Genomic DNA, 22,210 nt, shown 5'->3' with positions numbered 1-22,210 from the left:
GGTCACTCGGCGCGGGCGTGCCGTCCACGCCGAACGCCGTTCTGCAGGCTGGTCATCCTCGTGCGCACGTCCTCCGGCGAGCGGCTCACCGTCGGGCTCTCGTCGTCCTCGGTCGGCCACTCGACGTGCTCGGCCACCTGGTCCTCGGAGGTCTCGAACCACTGCGTCAGGACCTCCTGGTACGCGGGCAGGCGGTCGGTCGGGGTGTCGATGGCGAGCGCTGGCTGCGGCTCGGTGATCTCCTCGGGCGACGGTTCGTCGGGCTCCACCGGCCACTCCGGTGGGGGCGCCCACTGCACCGCGGCCCGATGCGACACGGCCTGCCCGGGTTCCCGCCACACGTCGGCCGGTTTCGCGGGTACGGGCAACGGCTCCTCCTCCGGCCAGCGCCGGGGCTCGACCCGGGGCCGCCGCTCCTCCGGCTCGGGTTCCGGTTCGGGTTCCGGTTCGGGCTCAGGAGCAGGCGCGGGGGCGGGCGACGGTTCCGGCAGCGCCGGAGCAGCCGTCTCAACCGGCAACGGCGGCGGTACGGGGTCGCCGGGCTGGATCAGGGTAGCCGGCACGACCACCGTCGCGGTCAACCCCCGGATGTCGGCGGCCGAGAGCCGGACGCGGATCTGGTGCCTGCGGGCCAGGCGCGCCACGACGTAGAGCCCCATGCGCCGCGAGACCTCGACGTCGACCTCAGGAGGCTCGGCGAGACGCGCGTTGGCCCTCCGGATCTCGGTCTCCGGCATGCCCGCGCCCCTGTCGGTGATGTCGATGCGCCACTCACCATGCTCCGTCATGGAGCTGACCACCGACACCGGCGCGTCATCACCGGAGTAGTCGGTGGCGTTCTCGAAGAGCTCCGAGATCACGTGCACGAGGTCGCTGACGGCCTCCCCCAGCACGGCCAGTCGCGGGGTCGCGGCGACGTTGATGCGCTGGTAGTGCTCGACCTCGGACAGCGCCGCTCCGATGATCTCGTCAGCCGACACCGAGCCGGGCAGCGGGCGTCCCGCGTCCTGGCCCGCGAGCACGAGCAGGTTCTCGCTGTTGCGCCGCATGCGGGTGGCCAGGTGGTCCAGCTCGAACAGCCCGCCCAGGATGTCCGGGTCCTGCTCGTGCTCCTCCATGCGGTCGAGCACCGACAGCTGGCGTTCGACGAGGTCCTGGCTGCGCCGCGAGAGGTTGACGAACATCGAGTTGACGTTCTCCCGCAGCATCGCCTGCTCGCCCGCGAGCCGCACGGCCTCACCGTGCACCGCGTCGAAGGCCCTCGCCACCTGCCCCAGCTCCTCCCTGGTGAACACGGGCACGGGCTCGACTGCGCGGCGATGGGCGTCCTCGGGCCGCGGGTCCGGGTCGGCGAGGATGCCCTTGACGGCCTCGGGCAGCCGGTGCTGCGCCACCTCGAGCGCGCTGCTGCGCAGGACCCGCAGTGGCCGCAGCAGCGAGCGGGCGATGACCATGGTGAGCACCGCCGCCACGAGCAGCACACCAAGGATCACGGCGCCGTCGGTCATCGCGGACCTTCGCGCGTCGGCGGCGAGCGCGTCCGAACGCTGTTGGATCTGGCCGTACAGCCCGTCCTGGACCTGCTTGACGAGGTCCACGGTCTCGGTCGCGGCCGCGTCCCACTCGTCGGAGTCGATCTCGGGAAAGGCCTCGTTCGCCTCCGCACTGCTGAGCACCGACTCGACCATGCCGTTTCCGGCATCGACAGCGGGGCCGCGCACGATCTCGTCGTACCGCGCCCGCTGGGTCTCGGTCGCGAACTTCGCGAAGTCCTTGTACGCGGCCCCCAGCTCCGCCTCCGCGCCGAGGAGCGCCCGCATCCGGTCGGCCGGGAGGTCCTCGAGCACCAGGGACTCGGCGACGAGGGCGCGCCGAACCGAGAGCTGGTCCTTGACTCTCGCGAGCGCGTTCGCCGCGAGCCACGTGCGAGCCAGGTCCTGGTCGCTGAGGCCGGGAGCGGCCTGGTCACCGATGTCGAGCAGCCCGGAGACGAGCTCACTGTACGAGCGCAGCACGACATCGGCGGGCGATGTCGAGTTCTCGCCGTCGAACCGGAGGTCGGTGAGCACGCCGAGGCGCTCGTCCAGTTGCCGGAAGCCGTCGACGGCCTGCTGCGAAAGGTCCGGGGTCGCCGCGCTCAGGGTGCGGTCGAAGTCGCCGATCGCCGCGTCGACGCGCTCGCGCTGCGCGCGCAGCCCGGCGAGGTCGCCCTGCCGAGCCTCCGCGACGTACCGCACAGTGAGGGCACGTTCCCGTTGGAGCTCGTGCACCACGACGGCCACCGTGGTGTCGACGCGCACCCGTTGGGCGCCGTCGGCGAACTCGTCGGCGCGGTCGAGGTCGGACGCGATGCGGAGGCCCACCAGCACGACGACCGCGAGCACCGGGATGAGCAGCACCGCGAGCAGCCGGGTCCGCAGCTTCCAGTTGCCGAGCCGCCAACGGCCTCCCGCGAGCCCAGGTTCCGTCGCGCCATCCCGACGGGGACGTTTGCTGCGACGGGTCACCTGGCTTCCTTTGCACACCTGTGGGGCTGGTCCCCGGGAAACCACTGGAGGGTAGCGGCACGCGCGATGGCCGCCGACGACGCCCGCAGGTCCAGCAGGGGCTGCCCGGCGATGGTATTGCCTCCCCCACCCCCAGCTCCACAAGAAAGGAAGATCTCTCCCGCCTGCTGGGACTCGAGGGCCGGGCCCTTTCCGGCCGAGGGGAACGTATAAAGGAGGGCGTGACTGATGGCCCCCTGATCGTCCAGTCGGACAAGACCGTGCTGCTCGAGGTCGATCACGAGCGCGCGGACGACGCCCGGATCGCGATCGCGCCTTTCGCCGAACTGGAACGCGCCCCCGAGCACGTCCACACCTACCGGGTCACCCCGCTGGCGCTGTGGAACGCTCGCGCCGCCGGGCACGACGCGGAGCAGGTGGTGGACGCCCTCACGTCGTACTCCCGCTTCCCGGTGCCGCAGCCACTGCTGATCGACGTGGTCGACACGATGGGGCGCTTCGGCCGGCTGCAGATCCAGAACCACCCCGCGCACGGGCTGGTGATGGCGACCACCGACCGGGCCGTGCTCGAAGAGGTGCTGCGCAACAGGAAGATCAACCCGATGCTGGGTGCGCGCATCGACGAGGACACCGTGATCGTGCACCCGTCCGAGCGCGGCAGGCTCAAGCAGATGCTGTTGAAGATCGGCTGGCCTGCGGAGGACTTCGCGGGCTACGTCGACGGCGAGGCCCACCCGATCTCGCTGCATGAGGACGGCTGGGCGCTGCGGCACTATCAGCGTGAGGCGGCGGAGGCGTTCTGGGCAGGGGGTTCGGGTGTCGTGGTGCTGCCCTGCGGAGCGGGAAAGACGCTGGTCGGCGCGGCGGCGATGGCGAAGGCCGAGGCGACCACGCTGATCCTCGTGACCAACACGGTCGCGGGCAGGCAGTGGAAGCGCGAGCTCGTGGCCAGGACGTCGCTGACCGAGGACGAGATCGGCGAGTACTCGGGCGAGAAGAAGGAGATCCGCCCGGTCACCATCGCCACCTACCAGGTGATCACCCGCAAGAGCAAGGGCGAGTACCGGCACCTGGAACTGTTCGACTCTCGCGACTGGGGCCTCGTCGTCTACGACGAGGTGCACCTGCTGCCCGCGCCGGTGTTCCGGATGACGGCGGATCTCCAGTCGCGGCGCAGGCTCGGCTTGACCGCGACGCTCGTGCGCGAGGACGGCCGCGAGGGTGACGTCTTCTCCCTCATCGGCCCGAAGCGCTACGACGTCCCGTGGCGCGACATCGAGGCGCAGGGCTGGATCGCGCCCGCCGACTGCATCGAGGTGCGCGTGACGCTCACCGACGCGGAGCGGCTGTCCTACGCCACAGCCGAGAGCGACGAGCGCTACCGGCTCGCGTCGACGGCGCACACCAAGATCGGGGTCATCAAGTCCATTGTCGACAAGCACGCCGGCGAGCCCACGCTCGTGATCGGCGCCTACCTCGACCAGCTGGAGGAGCTCGGCGCCGAGCTCGACGCTCCCGTCATCCAAGGCTCCACCAAGAACAAGGAGCGCGAGGCGCTGTTCGACGCGTTCCGCAAGGGCGAGATCGACAAGCTCGTGGTGTCGAAGGTCGCGAACTTCTCGATCGACCTGCCCGAGGCGTCGGTCGCGATCCAGGTGTCGGGCACCTTCGGCTCCCGCCAGGAAGAGGCCCAGCGGCTCGGCAGGCTGCTGCGCCCCAAGGAAGACGGCAGGCAGGCGCATTTCTACTCCGTGGTCTCGCGCGACACCCTGGACACCGAGTACGCGGCGCACCGGCAGCGGTTCCTCGCCGAGCAGGGCTACGCCTACCGGATCATCGACGCCGACGACCTGCTGCGGCCGCTGTAGTCAGGTCGTGCCTGACCATGCCGTTGCCGGCTGCGCGGCGCTGCGTTGCCGGAAGTCCCGAGTACGGCCGGAGGGTCTTCCTTCGCCTTGCGAGACATCGCGCTGATCCTCGCTCGCACCGCAGCTTGTCAGCCGCGACCTACCCGCCGAGCGCGGCCAGCACCTGCCGCGCCTGGTTCTCGGCGCCGAGCGCGTTGGGGTGCACCGGCGCCGCGGGGGACCCCGGCAGGATGCCCTCGACCCACCTGACGCCGGCGGGCGCGCACATGTCGTGCCCGATGCTGCTGGTGTAGGTGTCGACGAAGGTGGCGTCGTACGCGGCGGCCTGCTCGGCCAGCACCTCGTTGAGCAGCTTGGTGATGTCGCGCAGGTAGGGCGCGTCGCCGGCCGCGATCGACACGAGCGGCCAGCAACTGGCTCCCGACTCCGGCAGCAGGCTGGGGTAGCCGACCAGCACGACGTGCGCCGCCGGCGAACGGTCCCTTATGCCCTGCAGGACCGCCCCGACCTGCGGGCCGACGGCGCGAACCTTCTCGACGAGCCGGTCGGCGCCTCGGGTGTTGTAGTACGCCTTACACGGCGCACCCTTCGGGGCGGTCGCGCTCAGCCCCGCGCATGTCGTCACCACCTCGACGAACGGGATGTCGTTGCCGCCGACGCCCACGCTGACCAACTCGGTGTCCTGGCGGAGTGCGTCGAACTGCGGCCGGTTGGCGATGCCCCACTGCGGTCGGGTCATGTCCTCCGTGGTCGCGCCGCCACAGCTCACGTCGGTGAACTCCACGGGAGCAAGCGCTTGCGCCACGAGTGACGGGTAGTTGCGGTCCGACCGCGTGCAGGCGAGGTGAACCTGGTTCGGAATCAACGAGCCCGAGGTGTAGGAGTCCCCGAGCGAAACGTAGGACGAGTAGGCCGGTTGAGCCGCGGTCGCGGCGGGCGCGGCGACCAGCAGCACGACGGTGAGCGCGGACAGTACGACAGCCAGGACCCGACGCATGGGGCCTCCTCAACACTGAGCGGCCGGCTACTTCTGAGTAGCCTACTGAAAAGTAACCAGACGTCCTCGGGTCTCGTCAGTCCCCCACCTGAGTGAACCGCAGCCCAGCCTCCGCACTGGGGGCAAAACTGTCGCACCCTCGAACTAGTGTTCGAAGCATCAAAAGATCGCCTGTTCAGAGGGGTTGGCCATGACCGTCGTCCACTTCCGCTCGCGCCGCCTGATTCATCCGTCGTCCGACCTGGAGCTGCCCCCGGGCCGGATGCACAACGACCTCTGGCTCTCGGACGAACCGATCGCCGACGCGAGCTTGTACCTGGCGTGTGTGGCCGCCTACCCGCGAACGGGGCGCTGGCCGGTGCTGATCCCGCGCGACCCTCGCTTCGAGCTGACCGGGGAGGACTGGATCGACGACCGCGGCTGGCTACCACCGGCAGGCGCAGAAGTCGACCACGTCGACGCCGAGCAAGCCCTCGCGAGCTGGTGGGCAGAGCCGTGCTGCGAAGGCAGGTGCCTGCACCCCTTCGGCACCGCGTTCCCCGGCCTCGCCCGCAAGTCGCCCCGCCGGGCCGATCCACTCGCCGAGGCCGGCAACACCGGCTCCATCCTGGCCGCGCGCGGTGACTGCAGGCTCGGCATCGTCGAGTCGCCGCGACCCGCCGACGTCCCGGCGGTGCTCGGCTGGCCGGGCATGCGGAAGCTGACCGAGCAGGTCGCCGCGACCTCGGCGGTGCTGCGCAGCTGGGAGGACCGGTTCGGTGCGGTGCTGATCTCGCTCGGCTTCGACACGCTGGACCTCTCGGTCGCGGCACCGCCGAAGAGCCGCGACCGAGCACTCGTGGTCGCCGCCGAGCACCGCGCCTTCTGCATCGGCAACTTCACCGAGCAGCCGGGAAGCCTGCGGGAGTTCGCCACCAACCTCACCGGCAAGCGCCTGTGGTCGTTCTGGTGGGACTGAGCGAGATGGGCCGGTTCGTGTCAGTCTGGAAGCGGAGTACGCGCGCGGGAAGAGGTGGCGATTCCGGTTCACGGCAAGGGAATCCACATCGGCACGTCGGGATGGCTGTATCCGCCGTGGCGCGGCACCTTCTATCCGAAGGGCCTCGCCCACCGCCGGGAACTGGAGTACCTGTCCAGGCGCGTGAACTCGCTGGAGATCAACGGCTCGTTCTACTCGCTCCAACGGCCGGAGCGGTACCGCGGCTGGTTCGAGCAGACTCCGGACGAGTTCCTGTTCTCGGTCAAGGGCGGCCGCTTCATCACGCACATGAAGCAGCTGCGGGAGGTGGAGGCGGCGCTCGGGAACTTCTTCGCCTCGGGAGTGCTCGCGCTGGACCACAAGCTCGGGCCGCTGCTGTGGCAGCTGCCGCCTCGGCTGAGGTTCGATCCCGAGCGACTCGTGGGCTTCTTCGACCTACTGCCCCGCACGACCGAGGAAGCGGCCGCGCTGGGAAAGCGGCACGACGAGAAGTTGAAGGCCGAGCCCTACCTGCGCATCGACGAGAACCGCCCGCTACGGCACGCGCTGGAGGTGCGGCATCCGAGCTTCGCGAACGCCGAGGCAGTGGAGCTGTTGCGGGAACACGACATCGGCCTCGTCGTCGCGGACACCGCGGGTACCTGGCCGTATCTGGAGGACGTGACGTCTGACTTCGTCTACGTGCGGCTGCACGGCGACGAGGAACTCTACGCCAGCGGCTACACCGACGCCGCGCTCACCGGCTGGGCGCGGAAGGTCAAGGCGTGGCGCGCAGGCGGAAGCCCGCGCACGAGGCACACGGTCGCCGGGCCTGCCGAACGGAAACAGAGGGAGGTGTACGTCTACTTCGACAACGACATGAAGGTGAAAGCGCCCGGCGACGCCATCGCGCTGGCCGAGAAGGTCGGCCTGCGCGTGACATCACCGGACGCGAGCGGGGACGACGGCTGAGACCCGCGTGTCCAAGCGCTACTGGTACTAGGCGCTGCGGGCCTGGCCGGCGTGGGCGCCCTCAGCGATCTCCTCCACCAGCTTGTCGCAGAAGGCCGGCAGGTCGTCAGGCTTGCGGCTCGACACAAGCCCCTGGTCGACCACCACCTCCTCGTCGACCCATTCGGCACCGGCGTTGCGCAGGTCCGTCTGCAAGCTCGGCCACGACGTGATCCTGCGACCGCGTACGACATCGGCCTCGATGAGAGTCCACGGGCCGTGGCAGATCACCGCGACCGGCTTCTGCTTGGAGAAGAACTCGCGGACGAAGCGCACGGTGTCGGGATTGGTGCGGAGCAGGTCGGGGTTGGCGACGCCGCCGGGCAGGACGAGCCCGTCGTAGTCGTCCACAGAGGCATCGGTGACCACCTTGTCGACGGTGAAGGTGTCGGCCTTGTCCAGGTGGTTGAAGGCCTGGATGCTGCCGGACTCGAACGAGATCAGCTCCGGCTGTCCGCCCGCGTCCTGCACGGCCTGCCATGGCCGGGTCAGCTCCACCTGCTCGGTACCTTCCGGTGCCACCACGAAGGCGACCTTGCGGCCGGTGAGCGTGTCGGCCACGTGAATCACTCCTCTCACACTCAGGTCCACCCTGGGTCTACCCCCGGCACACCCGCACCGAAACACGACGAAGGGACGAGACAATGAACAGGTGACAGCCGAGCACGTCTACGCGATCCCGCTGCGCACCCGCTTCCGGGGCATCACCGTCCGTGAGGGGGTACTGCTGCGCGGTCCGGCGGGTTGGGGAGAGTTCTGCCCGTTCCTGGACTACTCGGATGCCGAGTGCGTGCCGTGGCTGGCGGCCGCCGTCGAGGCGAGCGAGCAGGGCTGGCCGGAGCCGGTACGCGACCATGTCGAGGTCAACACCACGGTGCCGGTGGTCGCGCCCGAGCGTGCGCACGAACTGGTCGCCGCGTCGGGGTGCCGGACCGCGAAGGTGAAGGTCGCCGATCCACGATCGTCGCTTGTGGACGATTGCGAGCGCGTCGCCGCCGTGCGCGACGCGCTGGGGCCATCGGGTGCGATCCGCGTGGACGCCAACGCCGCCTGGGACGTCGACACCGCCGTCACGGCCATCGGCGAGCTGGCTCGCGCCGCGGGCGAGCTGGAGTACGTCGAGCAACCGTGCCCGACCGTCGACGAACTGGCGATGGTCCGCCGCAAGGTGGATGTGCGCGTCGCGGCCGACGAGTCGATCCGCCGGGCCGAAGATCCGCTGCGGGTCGCGGTCGCCGGTGCCGCGGACGTGGCCGTGCTGAAGGTTGCGCCACTGGGCGGTGTGCGCAGGGCGCTGCGGGTCGCCGAGGCGTGCGGGTTGCCTTGCGTGGTGTCGTCGGCCGTCGAGACCAGCGTCGGCCTGGCGGCCGAGCTGGCGCTGGCCGGTGCGCTGCCGTCGCTGGAGTTCGCCTGCGGGCTGGGCACGCTGTCGCTGCTGACGGGTGATGTCACGACGGATTCGCTGTCCGCTGTGGACGGTTACCTGCCCGTGCCAGGGCGGGCGCCCGAACCGGATCTCGTCGGCGACGTCGCGGCCGACGACGAGACCCGGCAGCGGTGGCTGAGCAGGCTCGCCCGCGTGCGGGCGCTGAGCGGCTAGCGCGGGGCGGTCAGACGGCGGCCTCGTCGGCGTGCGGGTTCGGCCCGTCCGCGCGCACCGGCAGGGTGTCGAACGCGGCAGGCGGTTCCCGCCACGGCGACGGCAGCCGCCCGGCGCGCGCCTGCTCGACAGCCCGCCAGACGCGCTGCGGCGTCAGCGGCATGTCGAGGTGGCGGACGCCGAGGTGCTTGAGCGCGTCGACGACGGCGTTCTGCACGGCGGGCGTCGAGCCGATGGTCGCGGACTCGCCGATGCCCTTGGCCCCGAGCGGGTTGCGGGGTGTCTCGGTCTCGGTGTTGGCGACCTCCAGGTTGGGGATCTCCATCGCCGAGGGCACCAGGTAGTCGGCGAGGGTGCCGGTGACGGGGTTGCCGTCCTCGTCAAAGGTCACCTGCTCCCACAGCGCCTGCGAGATGCCCTGCGCCGCGCCGCCGTGCTGCTGGCCGCGCACGATGAGCGGGTTCAGGATCCGGCCGCAGTCGTCCACCGCGATGTGCCGGAGCGGGCGGACGTACCCGGTCTCGATGTCGACCTCCACCACCGACACGTGGGCGCCGAACGGGAACGTCGCGCCGTCGGGCTTGAAGTCGATGTTGGCGTCGAGGGTGCCACCGTCCTCCTCGGCGGCCCGGGCCAGGTCGGCCCAGCTCAGGCTCGCGCCGGGGACGCCGACCACACCGAGCTGGCCGTCCTCGGTGATCTCGATGTCCTCGACGGCGGCCTCCAGGCGGGAGGCGGCCAGTTCCTTCGCGCGCCGTACCAGCAGCTCGCTCGCCTCGCGCACCGCGCTGCCGCCGATCTGCAGGGACCGGGAGCCGCCCGTGCCCCCTCCGCGGGGCACCACGGAGGTGTCCGACTGCACGAAGTCGATCGACTCCATGGGGATGCCGAGCGCGTCGGACACGAGCATCGAGAACGACGTGGGGTGCCCCTGGCCGTGCCCGGACGTGCCGACCTTGATCGTCGCCCTGCCCTCGGGGCTCATCTCGACGGAGGCGTACTCGCCGCCGCCCCCGCCGCCGGTGATCTCGACGTAGGTGCTCACCCCGATGCCGAGCAGCGTGTGCTCCCCGGCCTCGACGCGGCGGGCCTGCTCGGCGCGCAGCTCCTCGTAGTCCGCGAGGCGCAGCGCCTCACGCAGCGGCAGGTCGTAGTCGCCCGAGTCGTAGCTCGTGCCGACCACGGTCGTGTAGGGAAACTCGTCGGGCCGCAGGAAGTTCCGCCGCCGAAGCTCCACCGGATCGAGATCGAGCTCCGCCGCCGCCATGTCGATCAGTCGCTCCAGCATGGCGGCGGCCTCCGGCCGTCCGGCTCCTCGGAACGCCCCGGTGGGCGTGGTGTTGGTGAGCACGGCGAGCGCACCGAAGCTGATCTTCGGGATCCGGTAGACGCCCTGCGCCATGGTCCGCGTCGGGCCGAGTGCGAAGCCTCCACCGAAGCCCGCGTAGGCACCCGAGTCGCCAATGATCCGGCAGTGCAGGCCGGTAATGGTGCCGTCCGACTTCAGCCCCAGCTCGGCGTACTGCACCTGCGCACGGCTGTGCGGCATGGCCTGCAGGTTCTCCGAGCGCGTCTCGACCCACTTCACCGGCCGGGACAGGGCACGGGCTGCGCCGATCGCCACCTCGTGCTCGGCGATCAGGCCGAACTTGCCGCCGAACGCGCCGCCGACGTGCGGGGCGACGACCCGGACCCGCTGCTTCGGCAGGCCGAACGCCTTGGCGGCGAAGGACCACACGGCGTGCGGCGCCTGGGTGGAGACATGGATGGTGAGGTCGTAGTCCTCGTCGGGCCCGCCGGGAACCACGGCGATCGCGTTGCCCTCCAGCGGCACCACGGCCACCCGCTGGTTCTCGATCCGCGCGCGGACGACCACGTCGGCGTCGTCGAGGAGCTCCGAGCCGACGGCGTCGCGCTCACCGGCGGCGACGTTGGAGCCGAGGTCGGGGAACTGCAGCGGCGCGTCGTCGGCGAGCGCCTCCTCGGGGTCCACCACCGCGGGCAGCGGCTCGTAGTCCACGTCGACGAGCTCCACCGCGTCGGCGGCCGCGGCCGCGCTCTCGGCCACCACTGCCGCCACCGGGTCGCCGACGAAGCGCACGCGGTCGGTCGCCAGCGGGGGCCGCACACAGTCGGGGTTGATCTCGATGAACTGCCGCACCGGCGGCAGGTTCAGCTCCGCCGCGGTGTACACGGCGACCACGCCGTCCGCCTTCTCCGCCTCGGAGACGTCGATCGAAGTGACCTCGGCGTGGGCGAACGGGGATCGCACGAAGGCGAGGTGCAGGACGCCCTCGACCTCGAGGTTGTCGACGTAGGAACCCTGTCCGCGCAGCAGCTCGGGGTCCTCGACCCGCCGCACCTCGGTTCCGAGCACTGATCCGGGCATGCATCCGACCCTAACCGCGCCACGCGATCATGGACAGTTCGAGTAACTCCAGGACGGTCTCGGGGTCGAAGGTTCCGGGATCACTCCGGGTCGTACCCCGATGTCCCGGCGGTCGCGCCGGCGCAGCATGGAGTCATGACCGACAACGTGACGATCAAGAAGCTCCGCCGCAGCCGCGGCGACCGGATGCTGGCGGGCGTGTGCGGCGGCTGGGCACGCCTGCTGGGCGTCGACGCCGCGATCCTGCGGATCGGCCTCGTCGCCACCACGATCTTCGGCCTCGGAACCCCGATCCTGCTCTACGCCGCCTGCTGGCTGCTGATGCCGGAGGAAGACGCATAAAAAGATCCCCGAGGGCACGGATGCCCTCGGGGATCGAAAAGGGGTTGGACTCAGAAGTCCATGCCGCCCATGCCACCGGTCGGGTCACCGGCCGGGGCCTTCTCCTTCTCCGGCTTGTCCGCGACCACGGCTTCGGTGGTCAGGAACAGGCCGGCGATGGAGGCGGCGTTCTGCAGCGCCGAGCGCGTGACCTTCGTCGGGTCCGGCACGCCGGCCGCGAGCAGGTCCTCGTACTCGCCGGTCGCGGCGTTGAGGCCGTGGCCCTGCGGGAGGGACTTGACCTTCTCCACCACGACGCCGCCCTCGAGACCGCTGTTGATGGCGATCTGCTTGAGCGGAGCCTCGACGGCGATCTTCACGATGTTCGCGCCGGTCGCCTCGTCGCCCTTGAGCTTCAGGCCGGCGAAGGCCGCCTCGGCAGCCTGCAGCAGAGCCACGCCACCACCGGCGACGATGCCCTCCTCGACGGCGGCCTTGGCGTTGCGCACCGCGTCCTCGATGCGGTGCTTGCGCTCCTTGAGCTCCACCTCCGTGGCGGCGCCGGCCTTGATGACCGCGACACCACCGGCGAGCTTGGCGAGACGCTCCTGCAGCTTCTCCCGGTCGTAGTCCGAGTCGCTGTTCTCGATCTCGGCACGGATCTGGTTGACCCGGCCCTGGATCTGGTCCGCGTCGCCCGCGCCCTCGACGATGGTGGTCTCGTCCTTGGTCACGACGACCTTGCGGGCCTTGCCCAGCAGGGAGATGTCGGCGTTCTCGAGCTTGAGGCCGACGTCCTCGCTGATGACCTGGCCACCGGTGAGGATGGCCATGTCCTGCAGCATCGCCTTGCGGCGGTCACCGAAGCCGGGGGCCTTGACGGCGACCGACTTGAAGGTGCCGCGGATCTTGTTGACGACCAGCGTCGCGAGGGCCTCGCCCTCGACATCCTCGGCGATGATCAGCAGCGGCTTGCCCGACTGCATGACCTTCTCGAGCACCGGCAGCATGTCCTTGACGTTCGAGATCTTCGAACCGAACAGCAGGACGTACGGGTCCTCGAGAACGGCTTCCTGACGCTCGGCGTCGGTCACGAAGTAGCCCGAGATGTAGCCCTTGTCGAAGCGCATACCCTCGGTGAGCTCGAGCTCGAGGCCGAAGGTGTTCGACTCCTCGACGGTGACGACGCCTTCCTTGCCGACCTTGTCCAGCGCCTCGGCGATGAGCTCGCCGATGGTGCGGTCGGCGGCCGAGATCGAGGCGGTAGCAGCGATCTGCTCCTTGGTCTCGACCTCCTTGGCGGCCTTGTGGAGCTGCTCGGTCACGGCTTCGACGGCCTGCTCGATGCCCCGCTTGAGGGCGATCGGGTCGGCGCCGGCCGCGACGTTGCGCAGGCCTTCCTTGACGAGGGCCTGGGCGAGCACGGTGGCGGTGGTGGTGCCGTCACCAGCGACGTCGTCGGTCTTCTTGGCGACTTCCTTGACGAGCTCGGCCCCGATCTTCTCCCACGGGTCCTCGAGCTCGATCTCCTTGGCGATGGAGACACCGTCGTTGGTGATGGTCGGCGCGCCCCACTTCTTCTCGAGCACGACGTTGCGGCCACGGGGGCCAAGCGTCACCTTGACGGCCTCGGCGAGGGTGTTCAGGCCGCGTTCGAGACCGCGGCGGGCGTCCTCGTCGAACGCAATCAGTTTGGCCATTGCGGTGTGGTCCTCCGGTAATCGGACACGTCCTCGGCCAGGCTCGGTGCCCGCGACGGACGACCAGTCCGGGATCCCCCGAACGTGGCCTCACCGTCCCGACCTTCAGGCGGCAGGCCCTCGGCCGGCCACCTAGCACTCGACGGTGCCGAGTGCCAATTCCGTGTTTAGCACTCTCCGGGGGAGAGTGCAAGAAACGACGCTCACCCGCCCGTGCCGGGAACCACGGGGATCGAGGTCGGCGGCGGGTTGTTTCCGCCGGTGTCGGCGCTGCCCGTCGCCGTGGGCTCGTTGCCCTGCGAACCAGGGCCGACGGGGATCTCGGGTGCCTGAGAGTTGCCCGTGGGGTCGGCGGGCGGGTTGGTGTTGCCCCCGCTCTCGTCGTCACCGCCCGTGAAGATGATGATCGCCGCGACGGCCGCGCCGATCACGACGACGGCGGCGGCGACCCAGCCGATCCACGCCTTTCCGCCCTTCTTCTGCGGCGGCGGGAACCCGCCTTGAGGAGGCGGGCCGTAACCGGGCGGCGGACCCTGCGGAGGCATGCCCATGGCCTGGGGAGGGTTGCCGTACTGCGGCGGCGGACCCTGCGGCCGGCCGTAGCCGGCCGGCGGGGGCTGCTGGCCGAATCCCTGCTGTGGTGGCGGCTGCTGCCCCGGCTGTCCAGGCTGGCCTGGCTGCTGTCCCGGCTGCTGACCGTAGGGATGCACCGGGCCCCCCTCTCCATGTTGGGCGACCGCGACAGGATGCCTGCCCGGTCGCGGCGCCGACATCGCCGGGTCCGGCTTGACCACGTCGCGCGCGGCCGTGATCAGCTCGACGCAGGTGGCATACCGGTCACCGGGGTTCTTGGCCATGCCCTTGCGGACGACCTCGTCAACGGCGGCGGGCAGCGACGGCACCAGGCGCGACAGCGGCGGCGGGTCCCCGTTGAGGTGGCCCTTGATCACCGTCTGCACGTCGCCCTGGAAGGGCGGCTTCCCGGCCAGGCACGCGTAGAGCATGCAGGCGAGGGCGTACTGGTCGGTGCGCCCGTCGAGCGGCTCCCCGCGCAGGTGTTCCGGCGCGGCATAGGTGGGCGAGCCAAGGAAGTCGCCACCGCGCGTCCGGTGCCCGGTCGCGCCACGCCTGGTCAGCCCGAAATCGGCGACGTACACGTGCTCGCGCGCCGACTCCCGGCTCGTCACGAGCACGTTCGCAGGCTTGACGTCGAGGTGCACCAGCCCGCGAGCGTGCAGAGTGTCGAGCGCGTCGGCCACCTGGTCGAGCAGCCCGATGGCGCGCTCCGGCTTCATCGGAGCGCCGCCGATGAGGCTGGCCAGGTCGGAGCCGTCGACGAGCCGCATGGCGATGTAGAGCATCCCGTCGAGCTCACCGAAGTCGTACAGCGGCACAATGTTCGCGTGATCGATCGCCGAGGTGTTGCGTGCCTCGTCGACGAAGCGCTCGCGGAACTCCGCGTCGGCACCGAGGTGTTCCCCGATCACCTTCAAGGCCACCTTGCGCCCCAGACGCACGTCCGTGGCCTTGTACATCACGCTCATGCCGCCACGACCCAGCACACCGTCGATGCGGTAGTTGCCCAGCCGCCGACCGGTGAGGTCCCCCGACACATCGCCTGTCACAGGGCGCAGCCTAACGCCCACGCCCCAGGTGTAGCGCGAAGTGTCGGTAGTTCAGGTACGCGGTGGTCCCGCCTACTAGACCTTTCGGACGTCAGCGGCCTGACTGCGACCGTCGCGGCCCGCCGTGATCTCGAACTCCACCCGGTCGCCCTCGTCGAGGGTCCGGAAGCCGTCCGCCTGAATGGCGGAGTAGTGCACGAAGACATCAGGCCCCTCAGGGGACTCGATGAACCCGTAGCCCTTTTCCGCGTTGAACCATTTGACCGTGCCGACAGCCACGGCGTCCTCCTTGTACCAAACCAAAACGGTGCAGTCCCGCCTGCCCCGTTCCAAGCCTGGATCACGCTACCGGATTAACAGCGCTCGGCAATGGTCAATTTGCGGTAACTACGACGACCGGCAGCGGTTACTTCCGCGCCTGGACGAGAACGGTTCCCGGACCGGCGAAGTCCAGTGCTAGACCTTCACCGGTTCGCACCGACTGCTGAGCCGCCGGGTCCACCGCCCGTAACCGCACCTGTATCGCGTCGGGGTAGGCGACGAGGAACGCCGGACGCACCGTGATCACCTCGCCGGCCTCCAGCGTCAGCGCGTCGACCGGCCCCCTGCACGCAAGCACGAGCTGGCCGGTTCCGCTGAAATGCTCCAGGAATCCGGTGTCCCCGCCGAAGAGCGCCTGCAGCGCGGGCCACGGCTGGTCGCGCTTGATCGTCGGGGGCCGGGCGAGCACCTTGCCCACCGCCACCGACCAGCCGCCACGGCCGCCGAACTCCAGCGGATAGATGTCGCCCGCGTGCTCCGGCGCGAGGTCGAGCCACCCTCCGCCCGCCGGAGCGGTGAAGATGGAGGGGCCCTTGCCCCGGCCCGGCCGCGTCTCGGTGATGCCGAAGCTGTTCGCGAGCAACGCATCGGCGTCGGCCTGGACGGCTTCTCCTTGCGACAGCACGATCCTGGCCACTCCGAAGGCCGGCGTGTGCCGCGTCTGCACCTGCACGACCGGCTACCGCGACGGCACCTGCGCGACGACCCACGCCGCGAGCGCCGAGGGATTGCGCGTCTGGGTGAGGATCTGCCCTGGGCCCGCGAAGTCGAACACGAAGCCCTCACCGCTCTTCAGCGTCTGGACCAGACCAGAGGAGACCTTCCGCAGCTGTGACTGCACGGTCTCGGCGTAGGCCACGACGTGCCCGGAGTCGATCGTGACCATCTCGCCCTGCTGGAGGTTCACCACGTCCATGGCGCCGTAGCAGGCGACGAGGAGCTGGCCCTGGCCGGTGGCGTGGGTGAGGAAGCCGCCCTCACCTCCGAAGAGCTTGCCGAAGCCGCCCCATTTGGTCTCGGTCTGCACGCCGTAGGACGAAGCGAGCCACGACCCCCTGGTCACACACCAGCCGGTGCGCCCGTCCAGGTTGATCACCTGGATGTCCCCGGGCAGGTGCGCCGCGACGTCGACCCAGCCCCCGTTCTGCGGTGCGGTGTAGGTGGAGATGAACAGCGACTCGCCGGCGAGGAACGCGCGGCCCAGCCCCTTCATGACCCCGCCCTGAGCCTGCGACTGGACGTGCACCCCGTAGCTCGTGGCGGCCATCGCACCGGACTCCACCTGCGCGGGCTCGCCGGGAGCCAGCACGAGCCTGGCGACGGCGAACGACGGCTGGTGCCGGAGCTGTACCTGCATGGACCCTCCCCTGTTGCGCATTTCGGCGGGGAAAGTCTTGCACGGGCGCCGAGCCGGGGGAGGATGGTCCGCGTGATCTCCGTCGACGAACACCGCGCCACCGTGACCGAGCTGCTCGGCACGCGGCCCGCCGTGGAACTGCCCCTCGCCGACTGCGCCGGCCTGGTGCTGGCCGAGGACGTGCGGGCGCAGGTCTCGCTGCCGCCCTTCGACAACTCCGCCATGGACGGTTACGCGGTCCGTTCGGTGGACGTCGCGGGCGCCACTGAGGACACGCCGGTCGAGCTGCCGGTCAGCGAGGACATCCCGGCCGGGCGCACCGACGTGCCCGCGCTGCTGCCGGGCACAGTGGACCGGATCATGACGGGCGCGCCGATGCCCACGGGCGCCGACAGCGTCGTGATAGTCGAGCGCACCGACGGCGGCACCGGCAAGGTCCGGATCTTCGCGAGCGCGGCGCCCGGCGCCCACATCCGGCGTACGGGCGAGGACGTCGCCGCGGGCACGGTCGCGCTAACGGCAGGCACCGTGCTGGGCCCCGCTCAGCTGGGGCTCGCCTCCGCGGTGGGCATGGACCGCCTGGCCGTGCACGCCCCGCCGAAGGTCCTCGTCGTCTCCACCGGCACCGAGCTGGTGCTGCCGCCGGAACCGCTGCGCCACGGCCAGATCTACGAGTCCAACAGCGTGATGCTCGTGGCCGCGCTCAAGGCGCTCGGAGCCAGGGTGGAGTCGGTGCGCAGCGTCGCCGACGACGTCGAGCGGTTCCGCGCGGCCATCGAGCCGAGGCTCGCGGACGTCGACCTCGTGGTGACCTCGGGCGGGGTAAGCGCGGGCGCGTACGAGGTGGTCAAGGACGCACTGACGGGTGCGGGAGTGCAGTTCTCGAAGGTCGCCATGCAGCCGGGCGGGCCGCAGGGCTGCGGGCGCTGGAACGGGGTCCCCGTGGTGACGCTGCCCGGAAACCCCGTGAGCGTGCTCGTGTCGTTCGAGGCCTTCCTGCGGCCCGCGCTGCTCGCCTCGCTGGGGCACACCGGCGTCGACCGGCAGCACGTGCGGGCCAACCTCACCGAGTCGCTGGAGTCGCCCAAGGGCAAGCGGCAGTTCCGCCGCGGCTACTACACCCACAGTGAGGGCCAGGTCACCGGCGTCGTGGGGCCGAGGGGTGGCCCCGGCTCACACCTGCTGGCCGCGTTCACACAGGCCAACTGCCTCATCGTGCTACCGGAGGACATCACGGGGGTGGCCGAGGGCGACGAGGTGGACGTCCTCCTGCTCTGAGCGGTCGGGAACCACCTCATCACCGCGACCGTTTGTAACGTTTACCGCACGCGGGGTTATCTTGGCTGGCCTCCAGGGCTTAGGATCGGCCATCCGTGGCCGGGTGGCGTACGGCGTCGGGGGGCGCACGCCACCCGGCCCGTCCAGTTCTCGATCTTGGCGTAGCGTGGTGCATGGCAGTCCCAACGGACGATATGGGAACTTCGACCGAATGAGCCGCTCCGGCCCGCAGCACGCACCCCAGCGGGCGCAGGCCGTCTGAGCAGCGGAAGAGAAGAGTTCGTGAGCACCTCACACGCATCGCCGGACCGCGAGGCGCAGGGCCACACCCTCGGCCACGCCCTGCAGCTCGCCCGCGAGACCCTGCCGCCCATGCACCCGGCGGGCAGGCCCTTCGTACTCGGTGGCGCCGTCGCCACGCTCGCCCTGCGCAAGGTCTCCAAGCGCCTGGGCCTGCTCGCCGGGCTCGGGACGCTCGCGACGGCCGCGTTCTTCCGCGAGCCGCGCCGGGTGCCCCCCGCTCGCGACGGCCTCGTGCTCGCGGCCGCCGACGGCCTCGTCTCCCTCATCGAGGAGGCCGTGCCGCCCGCCGAGCTTGGCCTGCCCGACGAGCCGAGGACGCGCGTGAGCGTGTTCCTCTCCGTCTTCGACGTGCACGTCCAGCGCGCGCCCGCGACCGGCAAGATCGAGCGGGTCGCCTACCGGCCCGGCAAGTTCCTTTCCGCCGACCTCGACAAGGCCAGCGACGAGAACGAGCGCAACTCGGTGCTGCTGCGCACCGACGACGGCCACGAACTCGTCGCGGTCCAGATCGCCGGCCTGGTGGCCAGGCGCATCGTCTGCCAGGTCGGCGAGGGCGACCAGGTCGCCGCCGGCTCGACGTACGGCCTCATCCGGTTCGGCTCACGGGTGGACATCTACCTGCCGCCGGGCAGCCGCGTCCTGGTCGGCAAGGGCCAGCGCACCATCGGCGGCGAGACGCCGATCGCCGAGCTGCCGTCCGGGAGGAGCTGAGCCATGGCCACGCCCGGCGTGCGGCTGCTACCCAACGCGATCACCGTGCTCGCGCTCTGCGCGGGGCTGTCGTCCGTGCAGTTCGCGCTGGTCGGCAACTACGTGCTGGCGATCGGGGCCATCGGGGTCGCCGCTGTGCTCGACAGCCTCGACGGCCGGATCGCCCGGCTGCTCGACGCGACCTCCAAGATGGGCGCCGAGCTCGACTCGCTCTCCGACGCGATCTCGTTCGGCGTCGCGCCCGCGCTCGTGCTCTACGTCTGGCTACCGGAGTCGAGCCGGTTCGGCTGGGTCGCCGCGCTGATCTTCGCCGTGTGCATGGTGTTGCGGCTCGCGCGGTTCAACACCTTGCTCGACGACACCGAGCAGCCGCCGTACGCGAGCGAATTCTTCGTCGGCGTACCGGCCCCGGCGGGCGGGCTGCTCGCCCTGATGCCGGTGATCCTGACCCTGGAGTTCGGCGAGAGCTGGTGGTCATCGGAGGGCGTGGTCTGGCTGTGGACCGTCGCCGTCGCCGGACTGCTGATCAGCCGCATCCCGACGCTGTCGCTCAAGAAGCTGCGTGCCCCGGCCAAGGCGGTGGCGCCGCTGCTCGTCGGCGTCGGCCTGCTCGCCGCCGCGATCATCCAGTACCCACTGATCGCACTGGCCAGCGCGCTGCTGCTCTACCTGGCTCACATTCCCTACTCGGTGCGCCGCTACCACTGGCTGGCCAACCACCCCGAGGCGTGGGACGTCCCGCCGCGCGAGCGTCGCGCCATCCGCAGGGCCCGCAGCCAGCGGCGGCTCGGCCTGCGCAGGCCGCGGTTCCGCCGGGTCGCCGGTGCGGCGAGGCGGGCGGTCATGCGCCCGCGTACGCCCACGACGCCGCCACCCCACGTGCCGAGGGTCTACGCGCCCGACGCCGCAGGCCGGGCTCCCCGGCGGCGCAACTGGCGGCGGATCGGCCTGCGCCAGCGCGGCGACTGACCGTTCCGCCCTAAGGTTGAGGACGTGACGTCGCCCCAGATCGCATTGACCATCCGGCACACCCCGTCCGCGCTCGACTCGCGCCGAGGGGTCGTCCGCCTCCACCCCGAAGTGCTCGACGCACTGGGCCTGCACGCGTGGGACGCCGTCCGGCTCACCGGGGCGAGGGTCAGCGCCGCACTCGCTGCGCCGGCCACGGGCGAGACCGCACCGGGCGTGGTGCTCGTCGACGACGTCACGATGGCCAACCTCGGCGTCACCGAGGGCGCCGAGGTCGTGGTGGCGCCATGTGACGTCACGGTCGCCCGCACGGTCACGGTCTCCGGCTCACGCATGGCGAGCATGTCGCTCAACCCCGGCACGCTGCGGCTCGCGCTGATCGGCAAGGTGCTGACGGTCGGCGACGCGGTGTCGTTGCTGCCGCAGGACCTCGCCCCGGCGCCCGGCGCCGACATCTCCGCGGTGCGGGGGCAGCTCTCCCGCGCCATCGGGGCCTCCTGGACCAGCGAGCTGCTGACCGTGACGGCCACCGAGCCGTCCGGGCCCGTCGCCGTCGGGCAGTCCACAGTGGTCAGCTGGCGGGGAGCGCCCACGGCCCCCGCTGCCTCGTCGGAGGCGCCCTCCGCCGTCACGCCCGCCCCGGTAGCCGCCGAGATCGTCGCCGAGGAGGCCGAGGAGACCGAGGAGGCGCCCCCGCCGATCGCGGACCTCGCGGGGCAGGGCGCCGTTGCGCGCAGGCTCGGCGAGTGGATCGACCTGGCGTTCCATCGGCCGGACCTGCTCGCCAAGCTCGGCACGTCCGGCAAGCTCGGTGTGCTGCTGTCCGGCCCCGAGGGCGTCGGCAAGGCCACGCTGGTGCGCTCGGTCGCGCACGCGGAGCGGGTCCGGGTCGTGTGCCTTGCCGCGCCCACGGTGGCAGTGCTGGAGCCGGACGCGGCGCTGAACCGCGTGGCGCAGGCCGTCGAGGCCACGGTGTCCGGTGACGGCGCCGGGGTGCTGCTGATCACCGACATCGACGCCCTGCTGCCCGCACACCAGCCGCCGCCCGTCGCGACAGTGATCCTCGACCGCCTGCGCGCGGCGCTCGGCCGGGAGGGGTTCGCACTCGTCGCCACCACCGCGCGTTCCGAGTCCGTCGACCCTCGGCTGCGCGGCGTCGACCTGCTCGACCGGGAGCTGATGCTCGGCCTGCCGGACGCACGGGTGCGCACAGAGCTGCTGCGGATCCTGCTGCGGGACACGCCCGTGGAGTCCGGCGTCGACTTCGGCGTGATCGCCGAGCGCACGCCCGGGTTCGTGGCCGCCGACCTCGTCGCGCTGCGCCGGGACGCCGCATTGCGGGCGGCACTGCGGCATCGCGACGACGACGCAGAGCCGCGCATCGCCGAGCAGGACCTGCTGGACGCGCTGGAGTCCGTGCGTCCGATCTCGATGTCGACTTCGGACACGCTGGCGACGGGCGGGCTGACCCTCGACGACGTGGGCGACATGACCGAGGTGAAGCAGTCGCTGACCGAGGCGGTGCTGTGGCCGCTTCGGTACCCGGACTCGTTCTCCCGCCTCGGGGTCGCCCCGCCGCGCGGCGTGCTGCTCTACGGGCCGCCCGGCAACGGCAAGACGTTCCTCGTACGGGCGCTCGCGGGCACCGGCGCGCTGAACGTGTTCGCGGTCAAGGGTGCCGAGCTGATGGACAAGTGGGTCGGCGAGTCCGAGCGGGCCGTGCGGGAACTGTTCCGGCGCGCCGCCGAGGCGGGGCCGTCGCTGATCTTCCTCGACGAGGTCGACGCGTTCGCGCCCCGGCGGGGGCAGTCGAGTGACTCCGGCGTGTCCGACCGGGTCGTCGCCGCGCTGCTGACCGAGCTCGACGGCGTCGAACCGCTGCGCGACGTCGTGGTGCTGGGGGCGACCAACCGGCCGGAGCTGGTGGACACCGCTCTGCTGCGGCCCGGACGGCTGGAGCGGCTCATCTACGTACCGCCGCCGGACGCCGAGGCGCGCGCGGCGATCCTGCGGTCGAGCGCGCGGAACACCCCGCTGGCGTCCGATGTGGATATCGACGAGCTGGCGGCGAGCCTGGACGGCTACTCCGCCGCCGACTGCGCCGCCCTCATCAGGGAGGCCGCGCTCACCGCCATGCGCGAGTCCATGGAGGCCGCCGAGGTCACGGCCACCCACCTGGCGAAGGCCCGCGACGCCGTACGCCCGTCCCTGGACCCGGCCCAGCTGGCCGCACTGGAGGCCTACGCGAACCGCAACCGCTGACCCCGCGCGAGTCCCCCGCCCAAGCCCGCGAGT

Annotated in this window: 18 protein-coding genes; 9 read left to right on the top strand and 9 right to left on the bottom strand. The window is 71.0% G+C overall.

Annotation, left to right across the window (positions count from 1 at the left end; all coding sequences use genetic code 11):
* Positions 1-2: 2 nt before the first annotated feature.
* Entirely contained in the window at positions 3-2,507 is a 2,505-nt protein-coding gene (locus DI005_RS37125; protein ID WP_113645120.1) for a nitrate- and nitrite sensing domain-containing protein, read from the bottom strand.
* A gap of 221 nt (positions 2,508-2,728) precedes the next feature.
* Between DI005_RS37125 and DI005_RS37120 the strand changes: the two genes are divergently transcribed.
* Entirely contained in the window at positions 2,729-4,375 is a 1,647-nt protein-coding gene (locus DI005_RS37120; protein ID WP_113645119.1) for a DNA repair helicase XPB, read from the top strand.
* A 139-nt stretch (positions 4,376-4,514) separates the two neighbouring features.
* On the opposite strand, the gene DI005_RS37115 is transcribed toward DI005_RS37120, so the two are convergent.
* Entirely contained in the window at positions 4,515-5,372 is an 858-nt protein-coding gene (locus DI005_RS37115; RefSeq protein WP_113645118.1) for an SGNH/GDSL hydrolase family protein, read from the bottom strand.
* Positions 5,373-5,562: 190 nt separating this feature from the next.
* Between DI005_RS37115 and DI005_RS37110 the strand changes: the two genes are divergently transcribed.
* Together DI005_RS37110 and DI005_RS37105 are read left to right on the top strand one after the other, a co-directional pair.
* Positions 5,563-6,330 (top strand): DUF4253 domain-containing protein, encoded by a 768-nt coding sequence (locus DI005_RS37110; protein ID WP_112264547.1) that lies wholly within the window; start codon positions 5,563-5,565, stop codon positions 6,328-6,330.
* Between the two features lie 60 nt (positions 6,331-6,390).
* Positions 6,391-7,302, top strand: coding sequence for a DUF72 domain-containing protein (locus DI005_RS37105; RefSeq protein WP_233520463.1), 912 nt, complete (start codon positions 6,391-6,393; stop codon positions 7,300-7,302).
* 27 nt (positions 7,303-7,329) lie between these two features.
* Here the strand turns inward: DI005_RS37105 and DI005_RS37100 are convergent, their stop codons facing one another.
* Complete coding sequence (locus tag DI005_RS37100; protein ID WP_112264723.1) at positions 7,330-7,908, bottom strand: type 1 glutamine amidotransferase domain-containing protein; 579 nt, start codon at positions 7,906-7,908, stop codon at positions 7,330-7,332.
* Between the two features lie 85 nt (positions 7,909-7,993).
* On the opposite strand from DI005_RS37100, the gene DI005_RS37095 reads away from it, so the two are divergent.
* Positions 7,994-8,941: an o-succinylbenzoate synthase gene (locus tag DI005_RS37095; protein WP_113645117.1), complete on the top strand. Its 948-nt coding sequence runs from the start codon at positions 7,994-7,996 to the stop codon at positions 8,939-8,941.
* Between the two features lie 10 nt (positions 8,942-8,951).
* Here DI005_RS37095 and DI005_RS37090 read toward each other — a convergent pair whose 3' ends face one another.
* Positions 8,952-11,330 carry a xanthine dehydrogenase family protein molybdopterin-binding subunit gene (locus tag DI005_RS37090; protein WP_113645116.1) on the bottom strand — a complete coding sequence of 793 codons (2,379 nt, stop codon included), beginning with the start codon at positions 11,328-11,330 and terminating at the stop codon, positions 8,952-8,954.
* 135 nt (positions 11,331-11,465) lie between these two features.
* Between DI005_RS37090 and DI005_RS37085 the strand changes: the two genes are divergently transcribed.
* Positions 11,466-11,672, top strand: coding sequence for a PspC domain-containing protein (locus DI005_RS37085; protein WP_112264553.1), 207 nt, complete (start codon positions 11,466-11,468; stop codon positions 11,670-11,672).
* A gap of 50 nt (positions 11,673-11,722) precedes the next feature.
* Here the strand turns inward: DI005_RS37085 and groL are convergent, their stop codons facing one another.
* From groL to DI005_RS37060, 5 genes are all read right to left on the bottom strand, one after another.
* Positions 11,723-13,351, bottom strand: a complete 1,629-nt coding sequence (gene groL, locus DI005_RS37080; protein WP_110343235.1) for a chaperonin GroEL — start codon at positions 13,349-13,351, stop codon at positions 11,723-11,725.
* Between the two features lie 203 nt (positions 13,352-13,554).
* Positions 13,555-14,976 (bottom strand): serine/threonine-protein kinase, encoded by a 1,422-nt coding sequence (locus DI005_RS37075; protein WP_113645115.1) that lies wholly within the window; start codon positions 14,974-14,976, stop codon positions 13,555-13,557.
* A gap of 75 nt (positions 14,977-15,051) precedes the next feature.
* Positions 15,052-15,255 (bottom strand): cold-shock protein, encoded by a 204-nt coding sequence (locus tag DI005_RS37070; RefSeq protein ID WP_110343324.1) that lies wholly within the window; start codon positions 15,253-15,255, stop codon positions 15,052-15,054.
* Positions 15,256-15,382: 127 nt separating this feature from the next.
* A complete protein-coding gene (locus DI005_RS37065) occupies positions 15,383-15,970 on the bottom strand; it encodes an AIM24 family protein (protein WP_112264557.1) in 588 nt (195 codons plus the stop codon).
* A gap of 6 nt (positions 15,971-15,976) precedes the next feature.
* Entirely contained in the window at positions 15,977-16,654 is a 678-nt protein-coding gene (locus DI005_RS37060) for a TIGR00266 family protein (RefSeq protein ID WP_112264559.1), read from the bottom strand.
* A 72-nt stretch (positions 16,655-16,726) separates the two neighbouring features.
* On the opposite strand from DI005_RS37060, the gene glp reads away from it, so the two are divergent.
* From glp to DI005_RS37040, 4 genes are all read left to right on the top strand, one after another.
* Positions 16,727-17,932: a gephyrin-like molybdotransferase Glp gene (gene glp, locus DI005_RS37055; RefSeq protein WP_113645196.1), complete on the top strand. Its 1,206-nt coding sequence runs from the start codon at positions 16,727-16,729 to the stop codon at positions 17,930-17,932.
* Between the two features lie 282 nt (positions 17,933-18,214).
* Positions 18,215-18,946: a phosphatidylserine decarboxylase gene (locus DI005_RS37050; protein ID WP_113645114.1), complete on the top strand. Its 732-nt coding sequence runs from the start codon at positions 18,215-18,217 to the stop codon at positions 18,944-18,946.
* Positions 18,947-18,949: 3 nt separating this feature from the next.
* On the top strand, positions 18,950-19,915 hold the full coding sequence (gene pssA / locus DI005_RS37045; protein WP_112264564.1) for a CDP-diacylglycerol--serine O-phosphatidyltransferase: 966 nt from the start codon (positions 18,950-18,952) through the stop codon (positions 19,913-19,915).
* Between the two features lie 24 nt (positions 19,916-19,939).
* Positions 19,940-22,177 (top strand): AAA family ATPase, encoded by a 2,238-nt coding sequence (locus tag DI005_RS37040; protein WP_113645113.1) that lies wholly within the window; start codon positions 19,940-19,942, stop codon positions 22,175-22,177.
* Positions 22,178-22,210 lie beyond the last annotated feature (33 nt).

This window comes from Prauserella sp. PE36 (assembly GCF_003311655.1).
Classification (GTDB): domain Bacteria; phylum Actinomycetota; class Actinomycetes; order Mycobacteriales; family Pseudonocardiaceae; genus Prauserella_A; species Prauserella_A endophytica.
This window is presented reverse-complemented; position numbering and strand designations above follow the sequence as displayed.